This window comes from Deltaproteobacteria bacterium, assembly GCA_029210625.1.
GTDB lineage: Bacteria > Myxococcota > Myxococcia > SLRQ01 > SLRQ01 > JARGFU01.
Map to the genome: position 1 here is coordinate 187,022 of JARGFU010000008.1, position 20,240 is coordinate 207,261.

At 71.3% G+C, this 20,240-nt stretch carries 16 protein-coding genes; 7 read left to right on the top strand and 9 right to left on the bottom strand.

Annotation, left to right across the window (positions count from 1 at the left end; genetic code table 11):
• Positions 1-4: 4 nt before the first annotated feature.
• Entirely contained in the window at positions 5-844 is an 840-nt protein-coding gene (locus P1V51_09690; protein ID MDF1563306.1) for a 2-oxo acid dehydrogenase subunit E2, read from the top strand.
• A gap of 3 nt (positions 845-847) precedes the next feature.
• Here P1V51_09690 and P1V51_09695 read toward each other — a convergent pair whose 3' ends face one another.
• Positions 848-1,237: a hypothetical protein gene (locus tag P1V51_09695; GenBank protein MDF1563307.1), complete on the bottom strand. Its 390-nt coding sequence runs from the start codon at positions 1,235-1,237 to the stop codon at positions 848-850.
• 190 nt (positions 1,238-1,427) lie between these two features.
• On the opposite strand from P1V51_09695, the gene P1V51_09700 reads away from it, so the two are divergent.
• Entirely contained in the window at positions 1,428-1,754 is a 327-nt protein-coding gene (locus P1V51_09700; GenBank protein MDF1563308.1) for a PilZ domain-containing protein, read from the top strand.
• A gap of 48 nt (positions 1,755-1,802) precedes the next feature.
• On the opposite strand, the gene P1V51_09705 is transcribed toward P1V51_09700, so the two are convergent.
• Positions 1,803-4,460, bottom strand: a complete 2,658-nt coding sequence (locus P1V51_09705; protein ID MDF1563309.1) for a hypothetical protein — start codon at positions 4,458-4,460, stop codon at positions 1,803-1,805.
• A gap of 221 nt (positions 4,461-4,681) precedes the next feature.
• Between P1V51_09705 and gpmA the strand changes: the two genes are divergently transcribed.
• On the top strand, positions 4,682-5,425 hold the full coding sequence (gpmA, locus tag P1V51_09710; protein ID MDF1563310.1) for a 2,3-diphosphoglycerate-dependent phosphoglycerate mutase: 744 nt from the start codon (positions 4,682-4,684) through the stop codon (positions 5,423-5,425).
• A gap of 31 nt (positions 5,426-5,456) precedes the next feature.
• Here the strand turns inward: gpmA and P1V51_09715 are convergent, their stop codons facing one another.
• Positions 5,457-6,797 (bottom strand): DEAD/DEAH box helicase, encoded by a 1,341-nt coding sequence (locus P1V51_09715; GenBank protein MDF1563311.1) that lies wholly within the window; start codon positions 6,795-6,797, stop codon positions 5,457-5,459.
• 330 nt (positions 6,798-7,127) lie between these two features.
• On the opposite strand from P1V51_09715, the gene P1V51_09720 reads away from it, so the two are divergent.
• Entirely contained in the window at positions 7,128-8,009 is an 882-nt protein-coding gene (locus P1V51_09720; protein MDF1563312.1) for a prohibitin family protein, read from the top strand.
• On the opposite strand, the gene P1V51_09725 is transcribed toward P1V51_09720, so the two are convergent.
• From P1V51_09725 to P1V51_09745, 5 genes are all read right to left on the bottom strand, one after another.
• On the bottom strand, positions 8,006-11,725 hold the full coding sequence (locus tag P1V51_09725) for a kelch repeat-containing protein (protein ID MDF1563313.1): 3,720 nt from the start codon (positions 11,723-11,725) through the stop codon (positions 8,006-8,008). The two genes, P1V51_09720 and P1V51_09725, sit on opposite strands and share 4 nt — an antisense overlap.
• A 47-nt stretch (positions 11,726-11,772) precedes the next feature.
• Entirely contained in the window at positions 11,773-13,197 is a 1,425-nt protein-coding gene (locus tag P1V51_09730) for an aldehyde dehydrogenase family protein (GenBank protein ID MDF1563314.1), read from the bottom strand.
• A 109-nt stretch (positions 13,198-13,306) separates the two neighbouring features.
• Positions 13,307-13,612, bottom strand: coding sequence for an HU family DNA-binding protein (locus P1V51_09735; GenBank protein MDF1563315.1), 306 nt, complete (start codon positions 13,610-13,612; stop codon positions 13,307-13,309).
• A 247-nt stretch (positions 13,613-13,859) separates the two neighbouring features.
• Positions 13,860-14,798: a tRNA epoxyqueuosine(34) reductase QueG gene (queG, locus tag P1V51_09740; protein ID MDF1563316.1), complete on the bottom strand. Its 939-nt coding sequence runs from the start codon at positions 14,796-14,798 to the stop codon at positions 13,860-13,862.
• Positions 14,791-15,177 carry a hypothetical protein gene (locus P1V51_09745; protein ID MDF1563317.1) on the bottom strand — a complete coding sequence of 129 codons (387 nt, stop codon included), beginning with the start codon at positions 15,175-15,177 and terminating at the stop codon, positions 14,791-14,793. The genes queG and P1V51_09745 overlap by 8 nt, the downstream gene beginning before the upstream one ends.
• Positions 15,178-15,321: 144 nt before the next feature.
• Here P1V51_09745 and P1V51_09750 point away from each other — a divergent pair, with 144 nt between their 5' ends.
• On the top strand, positions 15,322-16,536 hold the full coding sequence (locus tag P1V51_09750) for a hypothetical protein (GenBank protein ID MDF1563318.1): 1,215 nt from the start codon (positions 15,322-15,324) through the stop codon (positions 16,534-16,536).
• On the opposite strand, the gene P1V51_09755 is transcribed toward P1V51_09750, so the two are convergent.
• Positions 16,513-17,451 carry a hypothetical protein gene (locus P1V51_09755; GenBank protein MDF1563319.1) on the bottom strand — a complete coding sequence of 313 codons (939 nt, stop codon included), beginning with the start codon at positions 17,449-17,451 and terminating at the stop codon, positions 16,513-16,515. The two genes, P1V51_09750 and P1V51_09755, sit on opposite strands and share 24 nt — an antisense overlap.
• Before the next feature lie 226 nt (positions 17,452-17,677).
• On the opposite strand from P1V51_09755, the gene P1V51_09760 reads away from it, so the two are divergent.
• Both P1V51_09760 and P1V51_09765 read left to right on the top strand, forming a co-directional pair.
• The gene (locus tag P1V51_09760; GenBank protein MDF1563320.1) at positions 17,678-18,121 is read left to right on the top strand and encodes a cytochrome c maturation protein CcmE; all 444 of its coding nucleotides are present in this window, start codon (positions 17,678-17,680) and stop codon (positions 18,119-18,121) included.
• Between the two features lie 117 nt (positions 18,122-18,238).
• The gene (locus tag P1V51_09765; protein ID MDF1563321.1) at positions 18,239-20,218 is read left to right on the top strand and encodes a heme lyase CcmF/NrfE family subunit; all 1,980 of its coding nucleotides are present in this window, start codon (positions 18,239-18,241) and stop codon (positions 20,216-20,218) included.
• Positions 20,219-20,240: the final 22 nt, after the last annotated feature.

Consider the following 20,240-nt stretch of genomic DNA (forward strand, 5'->3'; position numbering starts at 1 on the left):
CACGATGGGGATCCTGGGCAGGAGCGACGGAGTCCGGCCGAAGCGCGAGCACGTGCTGCGCAAGATCATGCCTCACCTGATGCCGACGCGGACCGAGGCGATCGTCTACTTCGATCAGGAGATCCCGATCACGGGCACGCGCGCCTACCTGGCACAGCACGAGGAGGTGAACCTCTTCCAGGTCATCCTGGCGGCGATGGCCCGGGCCCTGGCCGAGCGGCCGGGGCTCAACCGCTTCGTCGCCGGCCGGAAGATCTACCAGCGCGAGGAGGTCGCGATCTCCTTCGCGGTGAAGAAGCAGTTCTCGGACAAGGCCAAGCTCACGACCGTGAAGGTGATCTTCGAGGCCGAGGACACCCTCGCGAAGGTCGGCGAGCGGGTGAAGGAGGCCGTCGGCGTGGGCAAGGCGGAGAAGGACACCTCCTCCGAGAAGGAGATGAACCTCGCCAGCTACCTGCCTCGCTCGCTCATCCGCTTCTTCGTCTGGTTCCTGCGGGTGGCCGACTACTGGGGGTTGATCCCGGGGGCGATGCTCAAGAACGACCCCCTCTACGCCAGCCTCTTCGTGGCGAACCTCGGCAGCGTCGGCCTCGACGCCGCCTACCACCACCTCTTCGAGTACGGCACGGTCCCCCTCTTCGCCGTCGTCGGGAAGACGAAGAAGGTCCCCTACGTGAAGGAGGACGACACCGTCGGCGTGCGCGAGGTGGTGCCGATCCGCTACACCTTCGACGAGCGGATCAACGACGGCTTCTACTGCGTGAAGAGCCTGGAGAACATGGCTCGATATGTCGAGCAGCCCGAGTTGCTCGAGGCACCCGGAGCTGCTGGGTCGATCGACTGAGGGTCAGTGAGTCCAGCGGGCGCCGGCGCCCGACTCGGCCTCGTCGGCCTCGAGGCCGTGGGACATCACGAAGTGGAAGATCGGCTCGGCGTCGGCGGTGGGCGGGACGAGCTCGAAGAGGAACTCGTCGCTGCGGTCCCCGGGCCTGGCCTGCACGTAGGCGACCTCCGAGGGGTGCAGCACCAGCTCGGCCTGGATGCGCTTCCCCCGGATCACCTGCACCAGGTAGGTGTCGTCGTCCTCGATGCCGAAGTGCCAGTGCAGGTCGTCGTCGTCGAAGACGATGGCCGAGGCCGAGCCGGCGCGCAGCACGCAGTTGAGGTGCAGCTGCAGCCAGTTCCAGAAGGTCTGGAAGGGATGGGTCTCGAGCGAGGTGCCGACGCCTTCGGACATGTGCCCTTCCTAGCGCCCCGACCCCTCCTTTGGCAATCGACCCGAGCTCCCCTGGAACCACCGGGGTCCAGGCGAAAAACTGGACGGCCGCGGATTCTACGTTACGGTCGACTCGCAGGTCGCCGGTGGGTCCGGCGAGCCGCCTCTCCTACCTGAAGCTGGAAGTCGCTGAACCCTCGAGGAGGTTCCCATGTTCTTGGCCGTGAGCAGCAAGAAGGATCGCCGTCGTCTCCCCCGGATGCGCCTCGGGTGCGTGATGGAGTACCGGATCGAGGGCACCGAGGAGGTGGTCGAGGGCTACGCCAAGACCGTCAGCGGTGGCGGCCTCTCCTTCGAGAGCGACCGCGCCCTGGAGCCGGGCACCCTCGTCGAGATCAAGGTCGACCCGCCCCTGCGCCTGACCAACGCCCTCACCGGCGTGATCGAGGTGACGCGCTGCGAGCCGATCGACACCGGCCGCGGCATGCCCTACGCGGTCGCCGGCGACTTCAAGAAGATCGGCTCGGCGGCCGGTTGATCACGCTGGCGCTGTTGATCGCGCGCTATCTGTCCCGGCGCGTCAGCGCTACTGGATGAAGCGCGCGTAGGCGGCGGTCACCTCGTCGAGCGACTGCAGGGTCGCTCCCGTGGCCGCCGTCAGGGACTGGTAGTCCCCGGCCGTCAGCTCCAGCACGCTGATGGTCACCTGCAGCGGGCTGGCCGCCGGATCGTCCATGCCGGAGGGCGGCGCGGGCAGCACCCAGTTGCCGCCGGTCTGCGGGCCGTAGATGATCCAGGCCCGGCCGGCAGCGGCGACCCGCTCCCGGTGGAGGTCGGCGCCGCTGGCGTTCTCTGCCGCCAGGGTCCGGGTGCCGGCCGCGAAGGCGGTCGCCTCCGGGAAGGCCAGGAAGGGATCGAGGGCCACGTCGGTGGGCAGGTTGGAGGCCGTCAGCACCCGGGCCGAGGCCTGGGTCGGCATGTCGAAGCCGCCGCCGCCGCCGGAGGTCGAGGCGGCCATCGCCAGCAGCTGGTACTGCCCCACCTCGAGGCCGCCGTAGACCGGCGTGAGGCGCATGGTCACGGGCGGAGCCTCGGTGTCGCCGGTGTTCTCGAGCTCGGTGGCCGAGAGGCCCAGCGGGGTCAGGCCCAGCCGCCCGCTGCGCACGCCGGCCAGCAGGATCACGGTGTCGGTGGGGGCGCCGGCCAGGGTGGGCATCGGCGCCGGATCCACGTGGAGGCGCAGGGTCTGGGCCTGGGCGGGCGTGAGGGTCCGGCGGGGGAAGGCGTTCCAGTCCGGGACCAGCTCGGTGGTGTTGCCGTCGCCGTCGATGTCGGCGGTGTCGACGATGGTGGCCTGAGAGGAGACCAGGACCCGCGGCTCGAGGCCGTGCTCGAAGAGGCCGAAGAGGGGGAGGATGCCGGCGAGGGTGCCCGCCGCGCCGCCGCCGCCCTGGAAGCGGTCGAAGCCGACCTTGCCGCCGAAGGCCCAGACCGCCCGCAGGCCGGGCTCACCCCGGGCGTACCAGGTGGTCTTCAGCTGGATGGGGAAGCCCCCGAAGGAGGCCTCGGCGGTCATGCCGCCGGGCAGGGGCATCTGCTGCCCGAGGCCCGGGATGGTGACCACGAAGGTGTCACCCATCACCGCGCCGAGATCGAGGTCCGAGAGGCTCTGCCCGAAGGAGGCGCCCGCCAGGCCGACCGAGGCGTCGCCGGTGGTGGTCACCTGGGCGTAGGAGATGCTGCCGGTGAGGCCGGCCACCAGGCCGGTGTTCGACTGCGGGGGCAGGGGCACCACCAGATCGTCGGCGGTGACCCCGAAGAGGCTCACGTAGTCGTGGGCGTCGTCGTAGACGTGCACGTTGGCCGGGAAGGAGCTCATCGTGAAGCGGGCCACGCCGGTGGCGTCCACGGTGGCCTCCAGGGCGCTGCTGGAAGAAGGCTCCACCTGCACCGTGGCGGTGGACACCGGATCGCCCGTGTCGCCGTCGAGGACGGTCACCCGGAAGTCGCCGCCGAGGGGATCGAGGAGGATGAAGTCGACGGTGTCGGACTGGCCGCCCGAGGCCGCCGTGATCGTGGCCGCGCCCGGCGTGCTGCCGCCGGTCACGGTGCCCGCCGCGTCGACGTCCACGCTGCCGGTGGCGTTGCTCGCCCAGGTGACGATGGCGCCCGGGATGGCGTCGCCGTTGCCGTCGTAGACCACGGCGATCAGGCCGCGGCTCTCCCCCGGCAGGAGGACGCCGCCCGGCGAGAGGATCGCCACCCGGTCCACGGCGGCGCCGCCGCCCTCGGTGACGCAGGTGCCGCCCACGCAGACCTCGGTGGCCGCGCAGTCGGCCGGGCCCCGGCAGACGCCGGGCACGCAGAGGCCGCCCACGCAGTCGAAGGTGGCGCCGCAGTCGGCGCGGGTGGTGCAGCCGGTAGCCTCGAAGCAGAAGTTCTGGTCGCAGAACTCGCCGGCCTGGCAGTCGATGTCGACCACGCAGGAGGGGCGCGCGACGCAGTACTCGTTGCCGGCCGTGCAGTCGTAGCCCGGCGGGCAGTCGGCAGGCAGGCCGCACCACTCACCGAAGGTGCAGTCCGTGTCGGCGGTGCAGGGGGTGATGCCCTGGCAGCGGCCGTGGTCGGCGCTGTCGCAGATCACGTTGCTGCCGGAGCAGTCGGCCAGGGTGGCGCACTCGGCGGGGTGACAGATGCCGCCCATGCCCTGCAGGTCGCAGATGGTGCCGGCCGGGCAGCCGTTGTCGGAGAGGCAGCGGGGGCTGCAGTGCCCCGCCTCGCAGGCCCAGGCCTGGGCCGGGCTGCCGCAGTCGCCGTCCTGGGCGCAGGCCTCGACGCAGACGCCCGCGTCGCAGACCCGCGCGCCCGGGCAGTCGGCGTCGGCGGCGCAGGAGGGCGAGGCGACGCAGACGTTGTCCACGCAGATCTCGCCGGGATCGCAGCCGTCGTCGGCCGTGCACTCCGGAGGGGTGGTGTCGGGGACGCAGGCTCCGGTGGCGTCGCAGACCTCGCCGGTCTGGCAGGATGCGTCCTCGAGGCAGGCGCAGGTGCCGTGGCGGCACTCGAAGCCGGTCTGGCAGCCGGGATCGCAGATCACCGCCTCGCAGAAGTCGGCGACGCAGCGCTGGTCGTTGGGGCAGTCGGCGTTACCGGTGCAGGAGACCGCGTCGGTCTCGCTGGGGCAGCCGGAGGCGAAGGGGACCAGCAGGGTCAGACCGAGGGTCAGGGCGAGCAGCGAGCGCATCTTGGACTTCCTCCCATGACCGGTCCGTCCTGGCTCCCGCGCACCCTCCCAAAGGGCGGCGCATCGCCGGACCGGCGAGCCCCTCGGTAGCACAGGCCTCCCGCCCCGGAGAAGCGCCGCCACCAAACGTAAGCGGCGCTGCCCTGGTGAGCCTCGACACGGTGCGTCAAGGATCCTCCCCGGTTGAACGGGGACCCGGCCCTGTGCCAGCATCCGCCGCCATGAGCACGAAACTGGTACTGCTTCGGCACGGGCAGAGTGAGTGGAACCTCGAGAATCGCTTCACCGGCTGGACCGACGTGGGGCTGACCGAGCTGGGCGTGGAGGAGGCGAGGCAGGCCGGCCGCCTGCTGAAGGAGGAGGGCTTCGACTTCGACGTCGTCCACACCTCCCTGCAGCGGCGCGCGATCCTCACCATGGTCGAGTGCCTCTCCGAGATGGACCGGCTCTGGCTGCCGGTGCAGCGCCACTGGCGCCTCAACGAGCGGCACTACGGTGCGCTCCAGGGGCTCAACAAGAAGGAGACCGCCGAGAAGCACGGCGAGGAGCAGGTGCACGTCTGGCGGCGCAGCTACGACATCCCGCCCCCGGCCCTGGAGCCCGAGGACGAGCGGCACCCGAAGCACGACCGGCGCTACGCCTTCCTGACCCCCGACGTCCTGCCGGCAACCGAGTGCCTCAAGGACGTGGTCGAGCGGATGCTCCCCTACTGGCACGATCACATCGTCCCGCAGCTGCGCGCCGGCCAGCGGCCCCTGATCGTCGCCCACGGCAACTCCCTGCGGGCGCTGGTGAAGCACCTCGACGGCATCTCCGACGAGGAGATCCCGGGGCTCAACATCCCGACCGGGATCCCCCTCCTCTACGAGCTGGACGAGGACCTGCGGCCCATCTCGCACCGCTACCTCGGCGACCCCGAGGCCGCGAAGAAGGCCGCCAAGGCCGTCGCCAACCAGGCGAAGTAGGGGTGGAAGACCGTCCCGGCTCAGCCGGTGCTCAGGCGGAGGCCGCCCCGGGCTTCCTCCGCCGGCGCCGCCGGCTCCCGCCTGCGCCGCCACCACCGCCGCCGCTCCTCCTCTGGCCAGGCCGGCCCGCAGCCTTCGGGCTCCGGCCCCCGCTCCCCTGGCCCCGCCGCGCCCCCGGGCGCCCGGTCGGACGGCCGCCGCGGCCGCCGCCGCTCTTCTTCACGTCCCGCGACTCGGCCTCCTCCTCGAAGCCCTCGGCCCGGCGGCGCGGGATCTTCTCGCCGATCATCTTCTCGGTGGCGCGCAGCCAGCCGTGGTCGACGCCGGTGACGAAGGTGCTGGCCTCGCCGGAGAGCTCGGCGCGCCCGGTGCGGCCGATGCGGTGGGTGTAGGCTTCGGGGGTGTTGGGCACGTCGTAGTTGATGACGTGGGAGACCCCGCTGACGTCGATGCCGCGGGCCACGATGTCGGTGGCCACCAGCACGTCGAACTCGCCCTCACGGAAGCCGCGCATGGCGCGGTCGCGCTGCCCCTGGCTCATGTTGCCCTGCAGGCCCACCGCCCGGTGGCCGGCCCGGTCGAGCTGCTGGGCGAGCCGCCGGGCCCGGTGCTTGGTGCGGGTGAAGACGATGGCGCTCTCGCAGCCGGGCGCGTCGAGCAGGTGCTCCAGCAGGTCCCGCTTGTGGTCCTCGGCGATGAGGTAGAGGCCGTGGTCGACGGTCTCGGCCGGCGCCGAGCGGTTCAGCTCGACCACCTCGGGATCCCGCAGGAGGTCGTCGGCGAGGTGGCGGATCTCCTTGGGCATGGTCGCCGAGAAGAGGAGGTTCTGCCGGCGATCGGGCATCGGCATCATCAGCTTGCGGATGTCCGGCAGGAAGCCCATGTCGAACATGTGGTCGGCCTCGTCGAGGACGAGGGTCTCGATCCGGTCGAGCTTGAGGACCCCCTGACCGACGAGGTCGAGCATCCGGCCCGGGCAGCCCACGACGATGTCGGGCCGACGCGCCAGGGCGTTGATCTGCCGCTTCATCGAGAAGCCCCCGTAGATGGTGATCACCGACAGCGGCGTGAAGGCCGAGAGGGTCTTCATCTCGGCGGCGATCTGGGTGGCCAGCTCGCGGGTGGGAGCGATGATCGTCGCCCGGGGCCCGTGGGTGGTCTTGCGCCCCCCCTCGAGGAGGCGGTGCATCAGGGGCAGCGCGAAGGCTGCGGTCTTGCCGGTGCCGGTCTGGGCCAGACCCAGCACGTCGCGGCCCTCGAGGCTGGCCGGGATGGTCTCGGCCTGGATCGGGCGAGGGGCCTCGAAGCCGGCCTCGCGCACGCCGCGCAGGAGGGAGTCGTGGAGGCCGAAGGCCTCGAAGGAGAGGGACATGTTCTGCTCTTTTCGCTGAAAGGGGTTTCCGACCCACACAACAGCGAAGGGCAAGAAGTCGATCTCGAAGCGGCGCACCCCGGTGATCTCCCGAGGCTCTGTTGTTCGCCGGGCCGCCGGGGAAGAACACCGACGACGAGGGCTATCTAGCCCGCCCGGACGGAAAGCGCCAGCTTTCTCTGGAGGGATGAGGGGCTGGCGCGAGCGGAGAGAGACCCTACCTTGGCTCTCGAGACCGGCGGGCCTCGGACCCGTCAGACGATCGGGAGGTCGGACGACCCCTCCTCCCGAACGTCGTTCCTGGAACCCGCACCCCATCGCGAGGAAGCCATGAAGTACAAATCCGTCCCCATCCTCATCATCGCCATCCTGCTCGCCGCCTGGGTGGGCTCCTGCAGCTTCAAGTCGGTGCCGGTGGGCCACGTGGCGGTGGCCACGATCTTCGGCGAGGTGGTGCCCGAGGGCTACGAGTCGGGCCTGCACTTCCCGGTGAACCCCCTCTACAACTGGACCCTCTACGACTCCCGGAAGGACACCTACATGGAGTCCGCCGAGGTGCCGAGCCAGGACCAGCTCACCACCCAGATCGACGTCTCGGTGCAGTACCGCCTCGACTCGAAGATGGCGCCCCAGATCCTGGCCGAGTCGGGCACCAAGGAGCGCGCCATCAACGTCCACCTCACGCCCAAGCTGCGCTCGCTGCTGCGGGAGCAGGGCAAGTCGATCAAGCGGGCCGAGGACTTCTTCCTCAAGGAGACCCAGGAGCAGCTCCAGACGAAGATCAAGTCCGAGCTGGTCTCCTTCCTGGGCCCGAAGGGGCTGGTGGTCGAGGACGTGCTGATCCGCGACATCAAGCTGCCGGCCTTCATCACCAAGGCCATCGAGCAGAAGAAGGAGCGGGAGCAGGCCGCCGAGAAGCAGAAGGCCGAGCTCGCCCGCTTCAAGACCGAGCAGGAGCAGAAGATCGCCACCGCCGAGGCCGAGCGCCGCGCCGCCGAGGAGCAGGCCGCCAAGCAGCGGGTGCTCGCCGACGCGCGGGCCTACGAGATCCAGAAGATCAACGAGGCGACGGCCCGCAACCCGGCCTACATCCAGCTGCAGGCCCTCGACGCCCTCAAGGCCATCTCCAAGGATCCGGCCTCGAAGGTCTACTTCATCGACTCGGACAGCACCAAGCCGCTGCCCCTGATGCACATGGGCGAGGGCAACTAGCGGCGCCGGCGGCCGATGAGCGAGAGCCCCAGCAGGGCGAGCAGCGCGGCGAGGGCCGGGGCGCCGGCCTCCCCGCTCGTGCCGCACTCCCAGCCGCCGGTGCTGCTCGAGAGCACCTCGATCTGCACCTTCGGGCTGTGAGCGAGGCCGGCGAGCCCGCTGTCGCGCAGGCGGAAGCGCACGTCCACCTCGCTGCTGGCCACGGCGCGGCCGGGCTGCAGGACGGCCTCGAGCTCGACGGTGACGGTGCTGCCGACCGGCATCCCTCCGACCTCGAAGGTGCCGTCCCCCCGATCGATGACCTCGGTGGCCGAGAGCACCCGCAGGCCCGCGGTGCGCGGCTCGAAGATCACCGCGTCGAGCGGCCCCGCGTAGGTGTTGGTCAGCTCGAGGCGCAGGGACACGACCTGCCCGGCCACACCCCGGCGGGTCGTGCTCTGGTGGACGAGGGCCAGGCCCCCGGACTCGAGGAAGGTCAGCGCGTTGCGCAGGATCGCCGAGCGGCCGTCCACCGTGGCGCGCACGTCGAAGGTCCCGGGCAGGGCGCTGCGCGCCTCGAAGGCGGCGGTCGCGTCGGCCGGGTCTCCCACCACGTCCTGGCTCACCACCAGCGCCGGCGCGAAGGCGATGGTGACCTCGGGGTCGGCGCTCTCCAGGGAGACCGGCCGGCTGTGGGCAGGGTTCCCGCACTCGTCGAGGGCCACCACCTCCAGGAGGGCGGGGCTCGCTCCGTCGGCAGGCACCGCCACGCTCGGCGCCACCAGGCCGATGGTCGCCGGATCGACGTCCTCACAGACGAAGCGGATCTGCGGGATGGTCGAGAGCAGCACCCCGTCGACGGTGAGGCGCACCGAGACCGGGGTCGGGCTGCAGCGGTTCGAGCCGACCTCGATCCGGTAGATGGGCTCGCCCGAGGGGTTGACGCCCTCGCGCACCTGCCCGGCGATCAGGAAGGGCGGGTTCTCCTGCACGATGATGGTCCGCCCGGGGGGCAGCGCGTTTCCGGCGTTGTCCTGCGGGACGATCGTCACCTCGGCGAAGATGCCCTGGCTCGCGCAGGCGCGGCCGGAGAGGGGTGAGGTCACCGGGGAGGCCGGATCCACGTCGGCCACGTTGCAGGCGAGGGCGACGTTGAGGGTGGAGACCACGCTGCCGTCGACCAGCGCCTCGAGCCGCGTCGAGCTGCTGGAGCAGTCGGCGCCCTGGGTGGTGAGGGTGGTCTCGTAGCTGCCGTCGCCGTTGTCGGTCACCGAGCCGATCGTCCCGATGACGCTCGTGAAGGTCACCGTCTGGCCGCTGCCGAGCAGGTTGGCGCAGGTGTCCCTCGGCGAGAAGGTGAGGGTCGCGACGTCGAGCCCGGTCACCACCGTCGGGTGGGAGGAGAAGAAGGTCGAGGCGGCGGTGGAGGGCGCGCCGGCCGCGAGGTCGACGGGCACGCTCAGGTTCGGCCAGCCGGCCGGGTCGGGGACGACGAGCAGCTCTCCGCTCCCCGGCGCGGAGGCGCTCAGGGTGAAGCGCACCGTGCCGTTCACGAGGGTGCCCACCTGGGCGATGGCCGGCAGCGGCGTTCCCCCGGAGAGGGTGCTGCCGATGAGCTGGGTGCTCGCCGGCAGGTTGAGCAGGGTGGCGGTGATCCCGGCCGAGTCCTTGGCGGGATCGAGGATCTTCCTGCCGTCCGCGTCCTCGATCTGCACGTCGTAGGTCGCGCTGGTCGGGGGGCAGACCACCACCGGCGGCGCCAGGGCCGGCGTGCCCAGCTGCACCGGATCGGGCGAGGGGATCGTGCCCCACCAGAGGTCGTCCAGCCCGGTGCTCCCGTCGTGACCGCCGAAGATCAGGATCCCGCCCCGGGAGGGGGCCGCGGCCATCGCGTGGCCCGCGCGAGCGGGGGGCGGCGTGCTCGGGGAGAAGAGGCTCCAGTCGGCCGCCTCGAAGACATGCGTCGGGCCGCGCACCGTCAGGGTGGGGAAGGTCGTCGCGCCGCCGAAGTGCACCGGCACGTAGCTCCACTCGTCGAGGGCCATCCCGCCGTCGAAGACACCCGGAGGCTCCAGGGTCGGCGACGCCCCGACCCAGGTGCCGGCGCCCGGATCGTAGCGCCAGGTCTCGGCGAGGTCCTGGGTGGCGTCCCGCCCACCGTGGAGGAGCACGCCCGCGGTGGGCAGCGAGGCCATGCTCGCCCCCTCCCTCGCCGGCGGGCTCGCGCCCGGCGAGAGCGGCGTCCAGGTCCCGGCTGCGGCGTCGCCCTCCCAGGTGTCGGCCAGCGGGCCGGCCGCGCCGAGGCCGCCGTGGAGGATCAGCCGCCCGCTCTGCCGCTCGTAGGCCATCGCGGCGCCGGAGCGGGCGGTCGGCCCCGTGCCGATGGCGATCTCGGTCCAGGTCATCGTCGCCGGGCTCCAGCGCCAGGTGTCGGCGAGCAGCGCGCCAGCCGCGTCGGCGCCGCCGTGGAGGACGATGGTCCCGTCGCTGCCCACGGTGCTGATGCTCGCGCGCCTGCGAGCCGGCGGCGCGCTGGCCCGCAGCGGCCGGTCGGACCAGGCCCAGGTCGTCGCGTCGAGGAGCCAGGTGCGGGCGAGGGGAAAGCCTCCCTGGGTGTCGCCCCCGAAGAGGAGGAAGCGGTCGTTGGTCGCGTCGTAGGCCATCGCCGCCTCGGTCCGGGCCAGGGGCCCCAAGGGACCCGGCGTCGGGAGCGCGTAGCCGATCGTGCCGCCCAGAGACCAGTCGAGGATCTCGCTGCTCCGCCCGGCTGCCGTGACCCCACCGAAGACCATGAGGGAGCCCACCACCGGATCCAGGGCCGCCCCGGCGGCGGCCCGGGCGGCGGGCAGCGGGGCGACCGCCCCCGAGGCCAGCACCCAGTCGCCCACCGAGAACTCCCAGTACCAGAGGTCGTCGAGGAGGCCGCCGCCGACCTCCCCACCGTAGAGCCAGGCGCCGGTGGCGTCGACGGCCATCACCGCGTCCTGGCGCGCGCCGGGGGAGGTGGCCGGCGTCACCTGGCGCCAGAGCCGGGTGGTGGGGCTGTAGGCCCACATCGCCGCGGACTCCGCCCCGCCGGCCTCGCCGCCGAAGACGAAGAGCTCGGCGCTGTTCGGCTCCCAGAAGCCCATGTGCCGACGCAGGGTGGGCGCCGCCGGGCTGGCGCCGTCGGGCGTGCTCTGGAGGAACTGCGTGCCGTTCCAGATCTGCACGTCGCCCAGCTCGATGGCGCCGTTGGTGCCGCCGTGGACGACGATCGAGGAGGTCGACGGATCCCAGGCCATCACCTGCCCCTCGCGGGGCAGGGGCAGGGTGCCGGCGGTCACCGGCGACCAGGTTCGCGTCGTGGGATCGAAGGTCCAGGGATCCCCCATCACGCCCAGCCCGTCGCGGCCCCCGAAGAGGAGGAAGTTCTCGCGCACGGGATCGTAGGTCATCCGCCCGAACGCCCGGGCGCGAGGCCAGGCCACGGCCTGGGTCGGCACCTGGTGGTACGCCTCCAGGACGGGATCCCACCACCACAGCTCGTTGCTGTAGCCGGAGGCGTCGAGCCCACCGTAGAGCAGCACCCGCTCCTCGACCGGATCCCAGGCCGCCGCGATCCCTTCGCGGCTGGAGGGGAGCTCCGGGGTGAGGGTCTGGAGCTGCCACTCCACGCTCCCCACCGCCGCCAGGGCGCTCCCCCCGGGGACCGCCAGCAGAGACACCACGAGTGCGAAGAGACCAGCCCGACCCATGAGGCGGATTTTATCACCGCCTCGGAGGCGGGAGCGAATCGAAGGACTCAGCCCCGCAGGACCAGGAGGCGCGGCTCGGTCATGGCCTCGATGGCGTAGCGCAGCCCCTCGCGGCCGAGCCCCGAGCCCTTCACGCCCCCGTAGGGCATCGGATCGATCCGGTAGGTGGGCACATCGTCGTGGATCACCGCCCCGACCTCCAGCTTCCGGTGGGCCTCCATCACCCTGCCGACGTCGCGGGTGAAGACGCCGGCCTGCAGTCCGAAGGGGGAGTCGTCCACCCGGGCGAGGGCCTCCTCCCAGTCCTCGTAGCGGTGGACCACCACCACCGGGCCGAAGACCTCCTCGCAGGAGAGGCGCGCCGAGGGGTCGACCCCGGTGAAGACCATCGGCGTGATCACCCTCCCCTCGCGCTCGCCTCCGCAGTGCCGCACGGCGCCGGCCGCCTCGGCGTCCCTCACCCACTCGAGGATCCGGTCGGCGTCGCGGTCGGCGCGCAGCGGACCCACCACGACCTCGGGGTCGGAGGGGTCGCCGCACTTCAGCGCCTTCGTGCGTTCGACCAGCGCCTCGAGGAAGCGGTCGTGGACGGCGGCGTGGACGTAGATCCGCTGCACCGAGATGCAGACCTGGCCGGCGTGGGCGAAGGCGCCGAAGGCGCAGCGCTCGACGGCCTGCTCGAGGTCGGCGTCCTCGTGGACGATGACCGCGGCGTTGCCGCCGAGCTCCAGCAGCGCGGGCTTCTTCCCCGCCAGCCCCTTGAGCATCCAGCCCACCGTGGCGCTGCCGGTGAAGGAGAGCAGCCGCACCCGCTCGTCGGCGGTCAGCGGCGCCGCGTCCTTCACCTCGCAGGGGAGCACCGCCAGCGCGCCCGGCAGCACGCCGACCTCGGCGTAGATCTCGGCGAGGAGCCCCGCGCACAAGGGGGTCTCGTCGGCGGGCTTGAGCAGCACCGGGCAGCCGGCGGCGAGCGCCGGCGCGAGCTTGTGGGCGACGAGGTTGAGGGGGAAGTTGAAGGGGGTGATGGCCGTGACCGGCCCCACCGGGAAGCGGCGCACGATCCCCAGGCGGCCCTCGCCGGTGGGCACTGCGTCGAAGGGGAGGACCTCGCCGCCGATGCGGCGGGCCTCCTCGGCGGCGAAGGAGAAGGTGGTGAGGCAGCGGGCCACCTCGCCCTCGGCGAAGCGGCGGGGCTTGCCACCCTCGGCGACGATCAGCTCGACGAAGCGCTCGCGCCGCGCGGCGATCCCCTGGCGGATCCCGTCGAGCCAGGCCGCCCGCTGGTGGGCCGGGGTCTCGCGCAGGGCCGGCGCCGCCGCCGCCGCCGAGGCGAGCGCCGCCTCGATCTGCTCGGGGCCGGCGAGGTGGACGCTGCCCACCTCGGAGCCGTCGAAGGGGCGGAGGACGCTCCGGCGGCCCACGCCCTCGTGGAAGGCGCCGGAGTGGAAGAGCTTCATCTCGATCGCGCTCATGCCCGCGTCTTATTCCCCCCTCCGGGGAGCGACAAGGCGTGAACCAACGGGAAAGGGGCCCCCCGGACGAACCGGAAGACCCCTTTTCCTCTACTGCCTGACCGGGCGCTTACTTGGCCTTGGCCTTGTAGGTGCCGGTGGCCTCCTTGAAGGCCTTCGAGGCGCGGAAGGCGATCTTCTTGGAAGCCTTGATGCGGATCTTCTCACCGGTCTGGGGGTTGCGGCCCCAGCGCGCCGGACGAGCACGGACGGTGAAGATGCCGAGGCCCGGCACGTTCACCTTGTCCTTCTTGGAGTTCTTCGCGATGTAGGCGATGAGGTCGTCGAGGAGCGCGATGGCGTCCTTCTTGTTCACGGTCTCGATGCGCTTCTGCACGAGCGCGGCCCACTCCTTCTTGAACTGACCCTGAGTCATCTTTCACTTTCCCCGCTGATTGCGTTGAGGATGTGTATTTCAACTACCTTCCCGATCACTCACCAAGACCGATCGGGCGGCTGTTTTAGATCACAGCCGGATCAGCGCCACAAGTGCTTTCGGATACTTTTTTTGCGGGCCATATCGATCGACCGGACGGAAGACCTTGAACCCGGCGATCGAGAGTGGTAGGCGCCCGCGCCCCATCTCTCTGAGCCCTGGATCGAGCGACCGAGAGCGCGGTCGATCAGCCTTCCCCCTCGCCGGATCGATGATGGGCGAGCAGCGCCCGCGCGCTGCGTCGGAGCCCCTCCCGGCCCGCGCGGCGGAGCGCGCTCCCCTCGCTCGCCGAGGCGTATCCGGCCTCGTCGAGGTCCCGCCACGCCTCGAGTGATCGCCCCATGATCGCCGCGCGCGGCGCGAAGTCCTCGACGCTCGAGCGCGTCGCGTGTTTCTCGTTCCAGGGGCAGACGTCCTGGCAGGCGTCGCAGCCGAAGAGCCACTCGCCGGGCGCCTCGGCGAGCCACGCGGGCCAGGGCTCGCGGTGCTCGATCGTGTGGAAGGAGAGGCAGCGGCGCGCGTCGATCACCCCCGGCGCGACGATGGCCGCGGTGGGGCAGGCGGGGAGGCAGTCCTCGCACCGGCCGCAGCGCTCGGGGTGCGGCGCGTCCGGCGGCAGCTCGAGGTCGGTGACGAGGGTGGCGAGGAAGACCCAGGAGCCGAAGGCGGTCGTGATGAGGTTGCCGTGCTTGCCGATCCAGCCGATCCCGGCGCGCTCGGCCCAGACCTTCTCGGCGATGGGCACCGCGTCGACCCCTCCCCAGAGCGCGATCCCCGGCACCGCCTCCGCGAGCGCCCGTCGCAGCCGCCGCAGGCGCCCTCCGAGCACCTTGTGGTAGTCGCGCCCCCAGGCGTAGCGGGAGATCCGGCCTCCGCCCGGCAGCTCGGTGGAGCCCGGCTGGTGGTAGTTCACCGCCAGCGCGATCACGCTGCGCGCCCCGGGCAGGAGCAGGCGCGGATCACAGCGCACGGCCTCGCTGCGAGCGAGCCAGTCCATGCTCGCGTGGTGGCCCGCGGCCAGCCACGCCCGCAGGGGCGCGGGATCCAGGGCCTCGGCCCGGGCGAAGCCGACGAGATCGAAGCCGGCCTCGTGGCAGAGCGCCCGGATCCGCTCCCGATCAGCCATCCGCCCTGGGCGTCTCACCCTCCGACGGAGCCTCGGGCTTGGCCTCGGCAGCAGGAGCTTCAGCGGCCTTGGGTGCCGGCTTGGCCTTCGGCTCGGGCTTCGCCTTCGGCGGGGGCGGCGGCGGCGCCTCCTCGTGCGGCTCGAGGACGTAGTCGTCGATCTCTCCCGACGCCTTCATCAGCTCCAGCGCCCGCCGCAGCGCGGCCTCGGGATCCTTCGCGTTGATCTTGTAGCGGTGGAGGGCCGCCTTGCGGACACCGAGGTTCACGGTGGCCGTGGGGACCTCCTCCTGCGACAGGACGGCGACGCCGTAGTTCTTCGGGATGATGAGGTCGCAGCGGACCTCGTGCTCCTTGCCCTGGATGATCGCCTTGGCCATGAGCCTCTTGCCTTCTCTAAGGTGGGGGGGGTGCCGGCAGGCGGCCGACGAGCGGTCGCACGATAGCACGGCCGTTTTGATTCGCACTCCCCGTGCGCATAACCTTGCGGCGAAGTGAGCGAGGCCTCCAGAGCGTCGGCGAGGGTGAGCCGGGCGAGCGACGTCGCCGGGGCGGCGGGGCTCGTCCTCGGCCTCCTCCTGGCGGCGGCCCCCGCCCGCGCGCAGTCCTCCGATCCGGTGGCCGAGCTCCAGGCCTGCTTCGACGATCTGCGGGTCCCGCAGATCCTCGACGGCCGCCCGGTGGAGTCGCCGACCGTGGGCCCCTACTACGGGCTGCGCCTCATGGGCATGGGCGGCGCCTTCACCGCGGTGGCCGAGGGCATCGAGGCGGTGCCCTACACCCTCACCGCGCTCGCCAACCGGCGGCCCCACCAGGGAGGGTGGTTCGACTGGGACGCCACCCTCACCTGGCTGGTGCCCACGAACCTGCAGGACGTCGACTACAACGGCTGCCCCACCCGCGGCAGCGTCCGCCTCGTCGCGGCCGGCGGGCTGCTGCGCTTCGGCCGCGTCGGCGCCGGGGTCTTCATCGATCAGGTGGCCTTCCCCTCCCTCGGGGACCGCGCCCTCTCCCTGACGGTGCTGCGCTCCACCGCCGGCGTCGCCTGGGCCCTTCCCGGTGACGCCTGGGTGGTGGGCGTCGGCCTGCACACCCTCGCCTACGACCTGACGACCGCGACCCGCGGCCTGGGCGCCCTGGCGCTCGGCGCCGGCGCGAACGTGCTCTGGCGGCCGACCGGCCGCCGCTGGCGGCTGGGCCTCTCCATGCGCCTGCCCCAGGCGGCGCGGGTCGTCCCCGACAGCGGCACCCTGACCGCCGACCTGCCCGAGGCGGTGGTGGAGCCCTGGCAGTTCACCCTGGGGGGCGCCTGGTGGATCGGTGAGGGAGCGCTCAACCAGCGCATGGCCGTCACCGAGAACGACGAGGGCAGCCCGCCGGCGATCGACGGCATGCTCCTGACCGGCGACCTGATGCTGGTGCTCCCCCGCAAGGTGAACGGGCGCGACGCCGCGGGCCTCGAGGCCTTCTTCGAGGGGCGCACTCAGGTGGTGAACCCGCGGCCGACCGTCGGCCTGCGGGTGGGCACCGAGACCGAGCCCATCGCGGACCGGGTGCGGATGCGCGGCGGCCTGTGGCTGGAGCCCTCCCGCTTCGAGGGCATCACCCCGCGCCTGCACGTCACCGGGGGGATCGACGTGCGGATCTTCGAGCTCTACGGCTACGACATCCGGGGCAGCCTGGCGGGGGACGCCGCGCCCGGCTATGGCGCCGCCTCACTCTCCGTGGGCTTCTGGTAGCCGCAGCGAGGGCCGGGGGTTCGTCGGAGCCGGCCGCTTCCGGGCCTTCTCGAGCAGCTCCCGGTAGGTCTTCTGGCAGGGCCCCTTCTGCCGGGCGAGGAGCGCGTAGAGCGGCTCGAGGTAGGGCTCCTCCACCAGGTGGCAGAAGGGGCGCTTCGGCTCGGCCTGGTGGTGACGCCGCTGGATGGCGAGGAGGACCTTGGCGAGCTGGCGCAGGGCCGCGGGCTCGGGCTCACCCGAGAGCTGGATCAGGTCGATGGTCTGCCCGGGGGCGCCCACCCCGGTGGGCAGCTCGGTGTCGGCCACGGTGGGAGGCAGCTTGCGGGGGGGCGGGATCCGCACCCGCACCTCGCGCGTGGAGGGCGGCGCGCCGGCCTTCACCTCCAGGGAGATCGCCGGCCGCCCCGCCCCGGCGGCGGCCTCGCTGAAGTCCGCCAACCCCGCCAGCCGCACCCCCGACTCGATGTCGTGGCCCGCCAGCCAGTGCCAGGCCAGGAGCTCCACGTCGGCGAGCTTCGGCAGCGGCCCCTCGAAGGGGCTCGCGCCGTAGCCCGGATCGGGCACCCTCACCGGATCGGGCAGCTCGCCCCCCTTCGAGGCCGCCCGCGCCCAGGAGAGGGTCCCCCCGTCGACCTCGAGGCGCAGGACCTCCAGGGGGGCCTTGCCCTCCTGAGGGCGGGCCAGGGAGCGAGCCAGGGTGGGGTCCACCCCCGAGGGGGTGGAGTCGAGCAGCAGGTGCCAGCCGCCCTCCTTCGCCGGCGCGATCAGCAGCAGCTCCCGCCGGGCCCGCCCCTCGGTGGCGCCGGCCCCCTGCGCCTCGAGGTGCGCCAGGACCCGCGCGCCGATCTCGGCGCCCGGCGCGCCGCGGACGTAGACCTGGCCCACCCTCACCGCTGCGCTCGCGCAAAGGGGCATACCACCCACCAACAGTGCAATTATTGCGCATCTCATCTTCCTGAAACCCCTTGTCTGCGTCGAGACGTGCGGCCTCCTCGCGCATTCAGTGCACTTAGGCGACTCCTGCGCGGGGTATGGATCTTGCTCGACATACGGCGTACACGGCACCACACTTTGTAGCCCCGGGGCAGCGCCTCCGGACCCACGATGAAACGTCGCCGCGAGGGCGGCAGGAGCAACTTCGATGTCCAGGAAGCTCATCAAGATCGTCGCCAGCGTTGTCGTGGTCGGTGGAGGGCTGGGGGCTCTGGTCTACCAGAGCCTGGGGGACAACCTGGAGTACGACAAGCAGGTCGACGAGGTCATGGTCGATCCGGGCGCCTGGCAAGGCAAGCGCCTGAAGCTCGGGGGCCACGTCACCAAGGGCTCCATCTTCAACAAGCAGGGCACCCTCGACTACCTCTTCACGGTCGAGAAGAACGGCAAGAGCCTCCAGGTGCACTACGCGGGCATCGTGCCCGACACCTTCAAGGACGACGCCGAGGTGGTCGTCGCCGGAAAGCTCACCGAGAAGGGGACCTTCGAGGCCCACGAGGTCGTCGCCAAGTGCCCCTCCAAGTACGAGGCCGCTGACAAGTCCGGCCTCACCCACCCCGACGGCGCCGAGGAGGCGACCACGGACTCCTGATTCCTCACCCTGCGCGCAGGGTGAGCAGCAGCTGACACCGCGACCTCCCGGCAGCCTCTCCTGAAGAGAGGGCGACGGGAACGCCCACCCGCTCCACCCGACAGGGAGCCTCTACAGATGCACGAACTCGGTTACCTCACCCTGATGGTCGCGCTGGTGGTCTCGGTCTTCTCGGGCGCCGCCAGCGTCGTCGGCTATCGCCGCCGCATGCCGCGGCTCGAGCAGGCCGGCTACGTCGCCGCCTTCGCGACCACGGCCCTGGTCACGGTCTCGGCCTTCGCGATGATCTACCTCTTCACGGCCCAGGACTTCAGCGTCAAGTACGTCCAGCACTACAGCGACCGGACGATGCCCCTGGCCTACGTGATCAGCGCCTTCTGGGGTGGGCAGGACGGCAGCCTCCTCTTCTGGGCCTGGCTGCTCTCCCTCTACTCGGCGGCCGCCCTCTGGTGGAACCGCAAGCAGACCCGGCTGGTGCCCTACGCCACCGCCGTGCTGATGAGCAACGTGGCCTTCTTCATGTTGCTCCTGCTCTTCCCGGCCAACCCCTTCGAGACCTTCATCGGCTCGGCGCCCAGCGACGGCCAGGGGATGAACCCCCTGCTGCAGAACCCCTACATGGCCATCCACCCGCCGATGCTCTACCTGGGCTACATCGGCATGGTCATCCCCTTCGCCTTCGGCGTGGCCGCGATGGCCTCGGGGAAGCTCGACGAGACCTGGCTGCGCCTCTCCCGCCGCTGGACCCTCACCGCCTGGTTCTTCCTCGGCTTCGGCCTCATCCTCGGCATGCTCTGGGCCTACGAGGAGCTGGGCTGGGGCGGCTACTGGGCCTGGGATCCGGTGGAGAACGCCGGCTTCCTGCCCTGGCTCTCCTGCACCGCCTTCCTGCACTCGATCATGATCCAGGAGCGCCGGGGCATGTTCAAGAACTGGAACATGGTGCTGGTGATCCACTCCTTCGCCTTCGTCCTGCTGGGCACCTTCCTCACCCGCTCCGGCGTCGTGCAGTCGGTCCACGCCTTCGCCCAGTCGAGCGTCGGCCCCTACTTCACGACCTTCCTCTCCGGCTCCCTGCTCCTCTCCTTCGGTCTGATGTTCTACCGCCGCAAGGAGCTCGAGAGCCCGATCAAGATCGAGAGCGTGTTCTCCCGGGAGTTCTCCTTCCTGCTGAACAACTGGATCCTCCTGGGGATGGCCTACTTCGTGCTCATCGCCACGATCTTCCCGTCGATCTCCGACGCCTTCATGGGCGAGAAGATCACGGTGGGGCCTCCCTTCTTCAACAAGTGGATGGTGCCCCTCGGCCTGATCCTGCTCTTCCTCACCGGCGTCGGCCCCCTCATCGCCTGGCGCAAGGCCTCGGGTGACTCGCTGAAGAAGCAGTTCACCTGGCCGGCGCTCGGCGCCGTGGCCACCGGCTCCCTCTCGGTCGCCCTCGGCGCCACCGAGGCCGGCGGCGTGGCGGCCATCGTCAACTTCGCGCTCTGCGGCCTGGTCACGACCACCATCATTCAGGAGTTCTGGCGCGGCACCCGGGTGCGGATGAGGAACACCGGCGAGGGCGCCGTCGACGCCCTGGTGGGCCTGATGAGCCGCGCCAAGCGGCGCTACGGCGGCTACGTCATCCACTTCGGCATCGTGCTGATGTTCTTCGGCTGGGCGGGTGAGGCCTACAAGCAAGAGACCGACGTCTCCATCACGCGAGGGCAGACCGCCCCGATCGGCCGCTACCTCGTGCGCTTCGACGACCTGCGGGTCGGCAGCACCACCCACCGCGACGAGCACACCGCGGTGATCTCGGTGCTCGATCAGAGCGGCAAGCTCCTCGCCGAGAAGCACCCGGCCAAGTGGTTCTACCGCAAGAGCCAGCAGCCCACGACCGAGGTCTCGATCAAGTCCGGCATCATCGAGGACCTCTACCTGATCTTCGCGGGCTTCGATGAGAGCACCGGCCACGTGATGCTGCGGCTGATCGTGAACCCGCTGGTCATCTGGGTCTGGATCGGCTCGGCCTTCCTCATCCTCGGCATGGTCATCGTGATGTGGCCGGATCGCCACCGGAAGAAGCACCTCGGCAGCAGCAGCACCGCCTGACGGTCCTTCCCTCGCACGGACG

Coding starts and splice junctions, on each gene's coding strand:
- P1V51_09700 (MDF1563308.1), top strand. CDS start 1,428: ATGTTCTTGGCCGTGAGCAGCAAGAAGGATCGCCGTCGTCTCCCCCGG.
- P1V51_09735 (MDF1563315.1), bottom strand. CDS start 13,612: ATGACTCAGGGTCAGTTCAAGAAGGAGTGGGCCGCGCTCGTGCAGAAG.
- gpmA (MDF1563310.1), top strand. CDS start 4,682: ATGAGCACGAAACTGGTACTGCTTCGGCACGGGCAGAGTGAGTGGAAC.
- queG (MDF1563316.1), bottom strand. CDS start 14,798: ATGGCTGATCGGGAGCGGATCCGGGCGCTCTGCCACGAGGCCGGCTTC.
- P1V51_09690 (MDF1563306.1), top strand. CDS start 5: ATGGGGATCCTGGGCAGGAGCGACGGAGTCCGGCCGAAGCGCGAGCAC.
- P1V51_09730 (MDF1563314.1), bottom strand. CDS start 13,197: ATGAGCGCGATCGAGATGAAGCTCTTCCACTCCGGCGCCTTCCACGAG.
- P1V51_09765 (MDF1563321.1), top strand. CDS start 18,239: ATGCACGAACTCGGTTACCTCACCCTGATGGTCGCGCTGGTGGTCTCG.
- P1V51_09745 (MDF1563317.1), bottom strand. CDS start 15,177: ATGGCCAAGGCGATCATCCAGGGCAAGGAGCACGAGGTCCGCTGCGAC.
- P1V51_09705 (MDF1563309.1), bottom strand. CDS start 4,460: ATGCGCTCGCTGCTCGCCCTGACCCTCGGTCTGACCCTGCTGGTCCCC.
- P1V51_09760 (MDF1563320.1), top strand. CDS start 17,678: ATGTCCAGGAAGCTCATCAAGATCGTCGCCAGCGTTGTCGTGGTCGGT.
- P1V51_09755 (MDF1563319.1), bottom strand. CDS start 17,451: ATGCCCCTTTGCGCGAGCGCAGCGGTGAGGGTGGGCCAGGTCTACGTC.
- P1V51_09725 (MDF1563313.1), bottom strand. CDS start 11,725: ATGGGTCGGGCTGGTCTCTTCGCACTCGTGGTGTCTCTGCTGGCGGTC.
- P1V51_09715 (MDF1563311.1), bottom strand. CDS start 6,797: ATGTCCCTCTCCTTCGAGGCCTTCGGCCTCCACGACTCCCTCCTGCGC.
- P1V51_09695 (MDF1563307.1), bottom strand. CDS start 1,237: ATGTCCGAAGGCGTCGGCACCTCGCTCGAGACCCATCCCTTCCAGACC.
- P1V51_09720 (MDF1563312.1), top strand. CDS start 7,128: ATGAAGTACAAATCCGTCCCCATCCTCATCATCGCCATCCTGCTCGCC.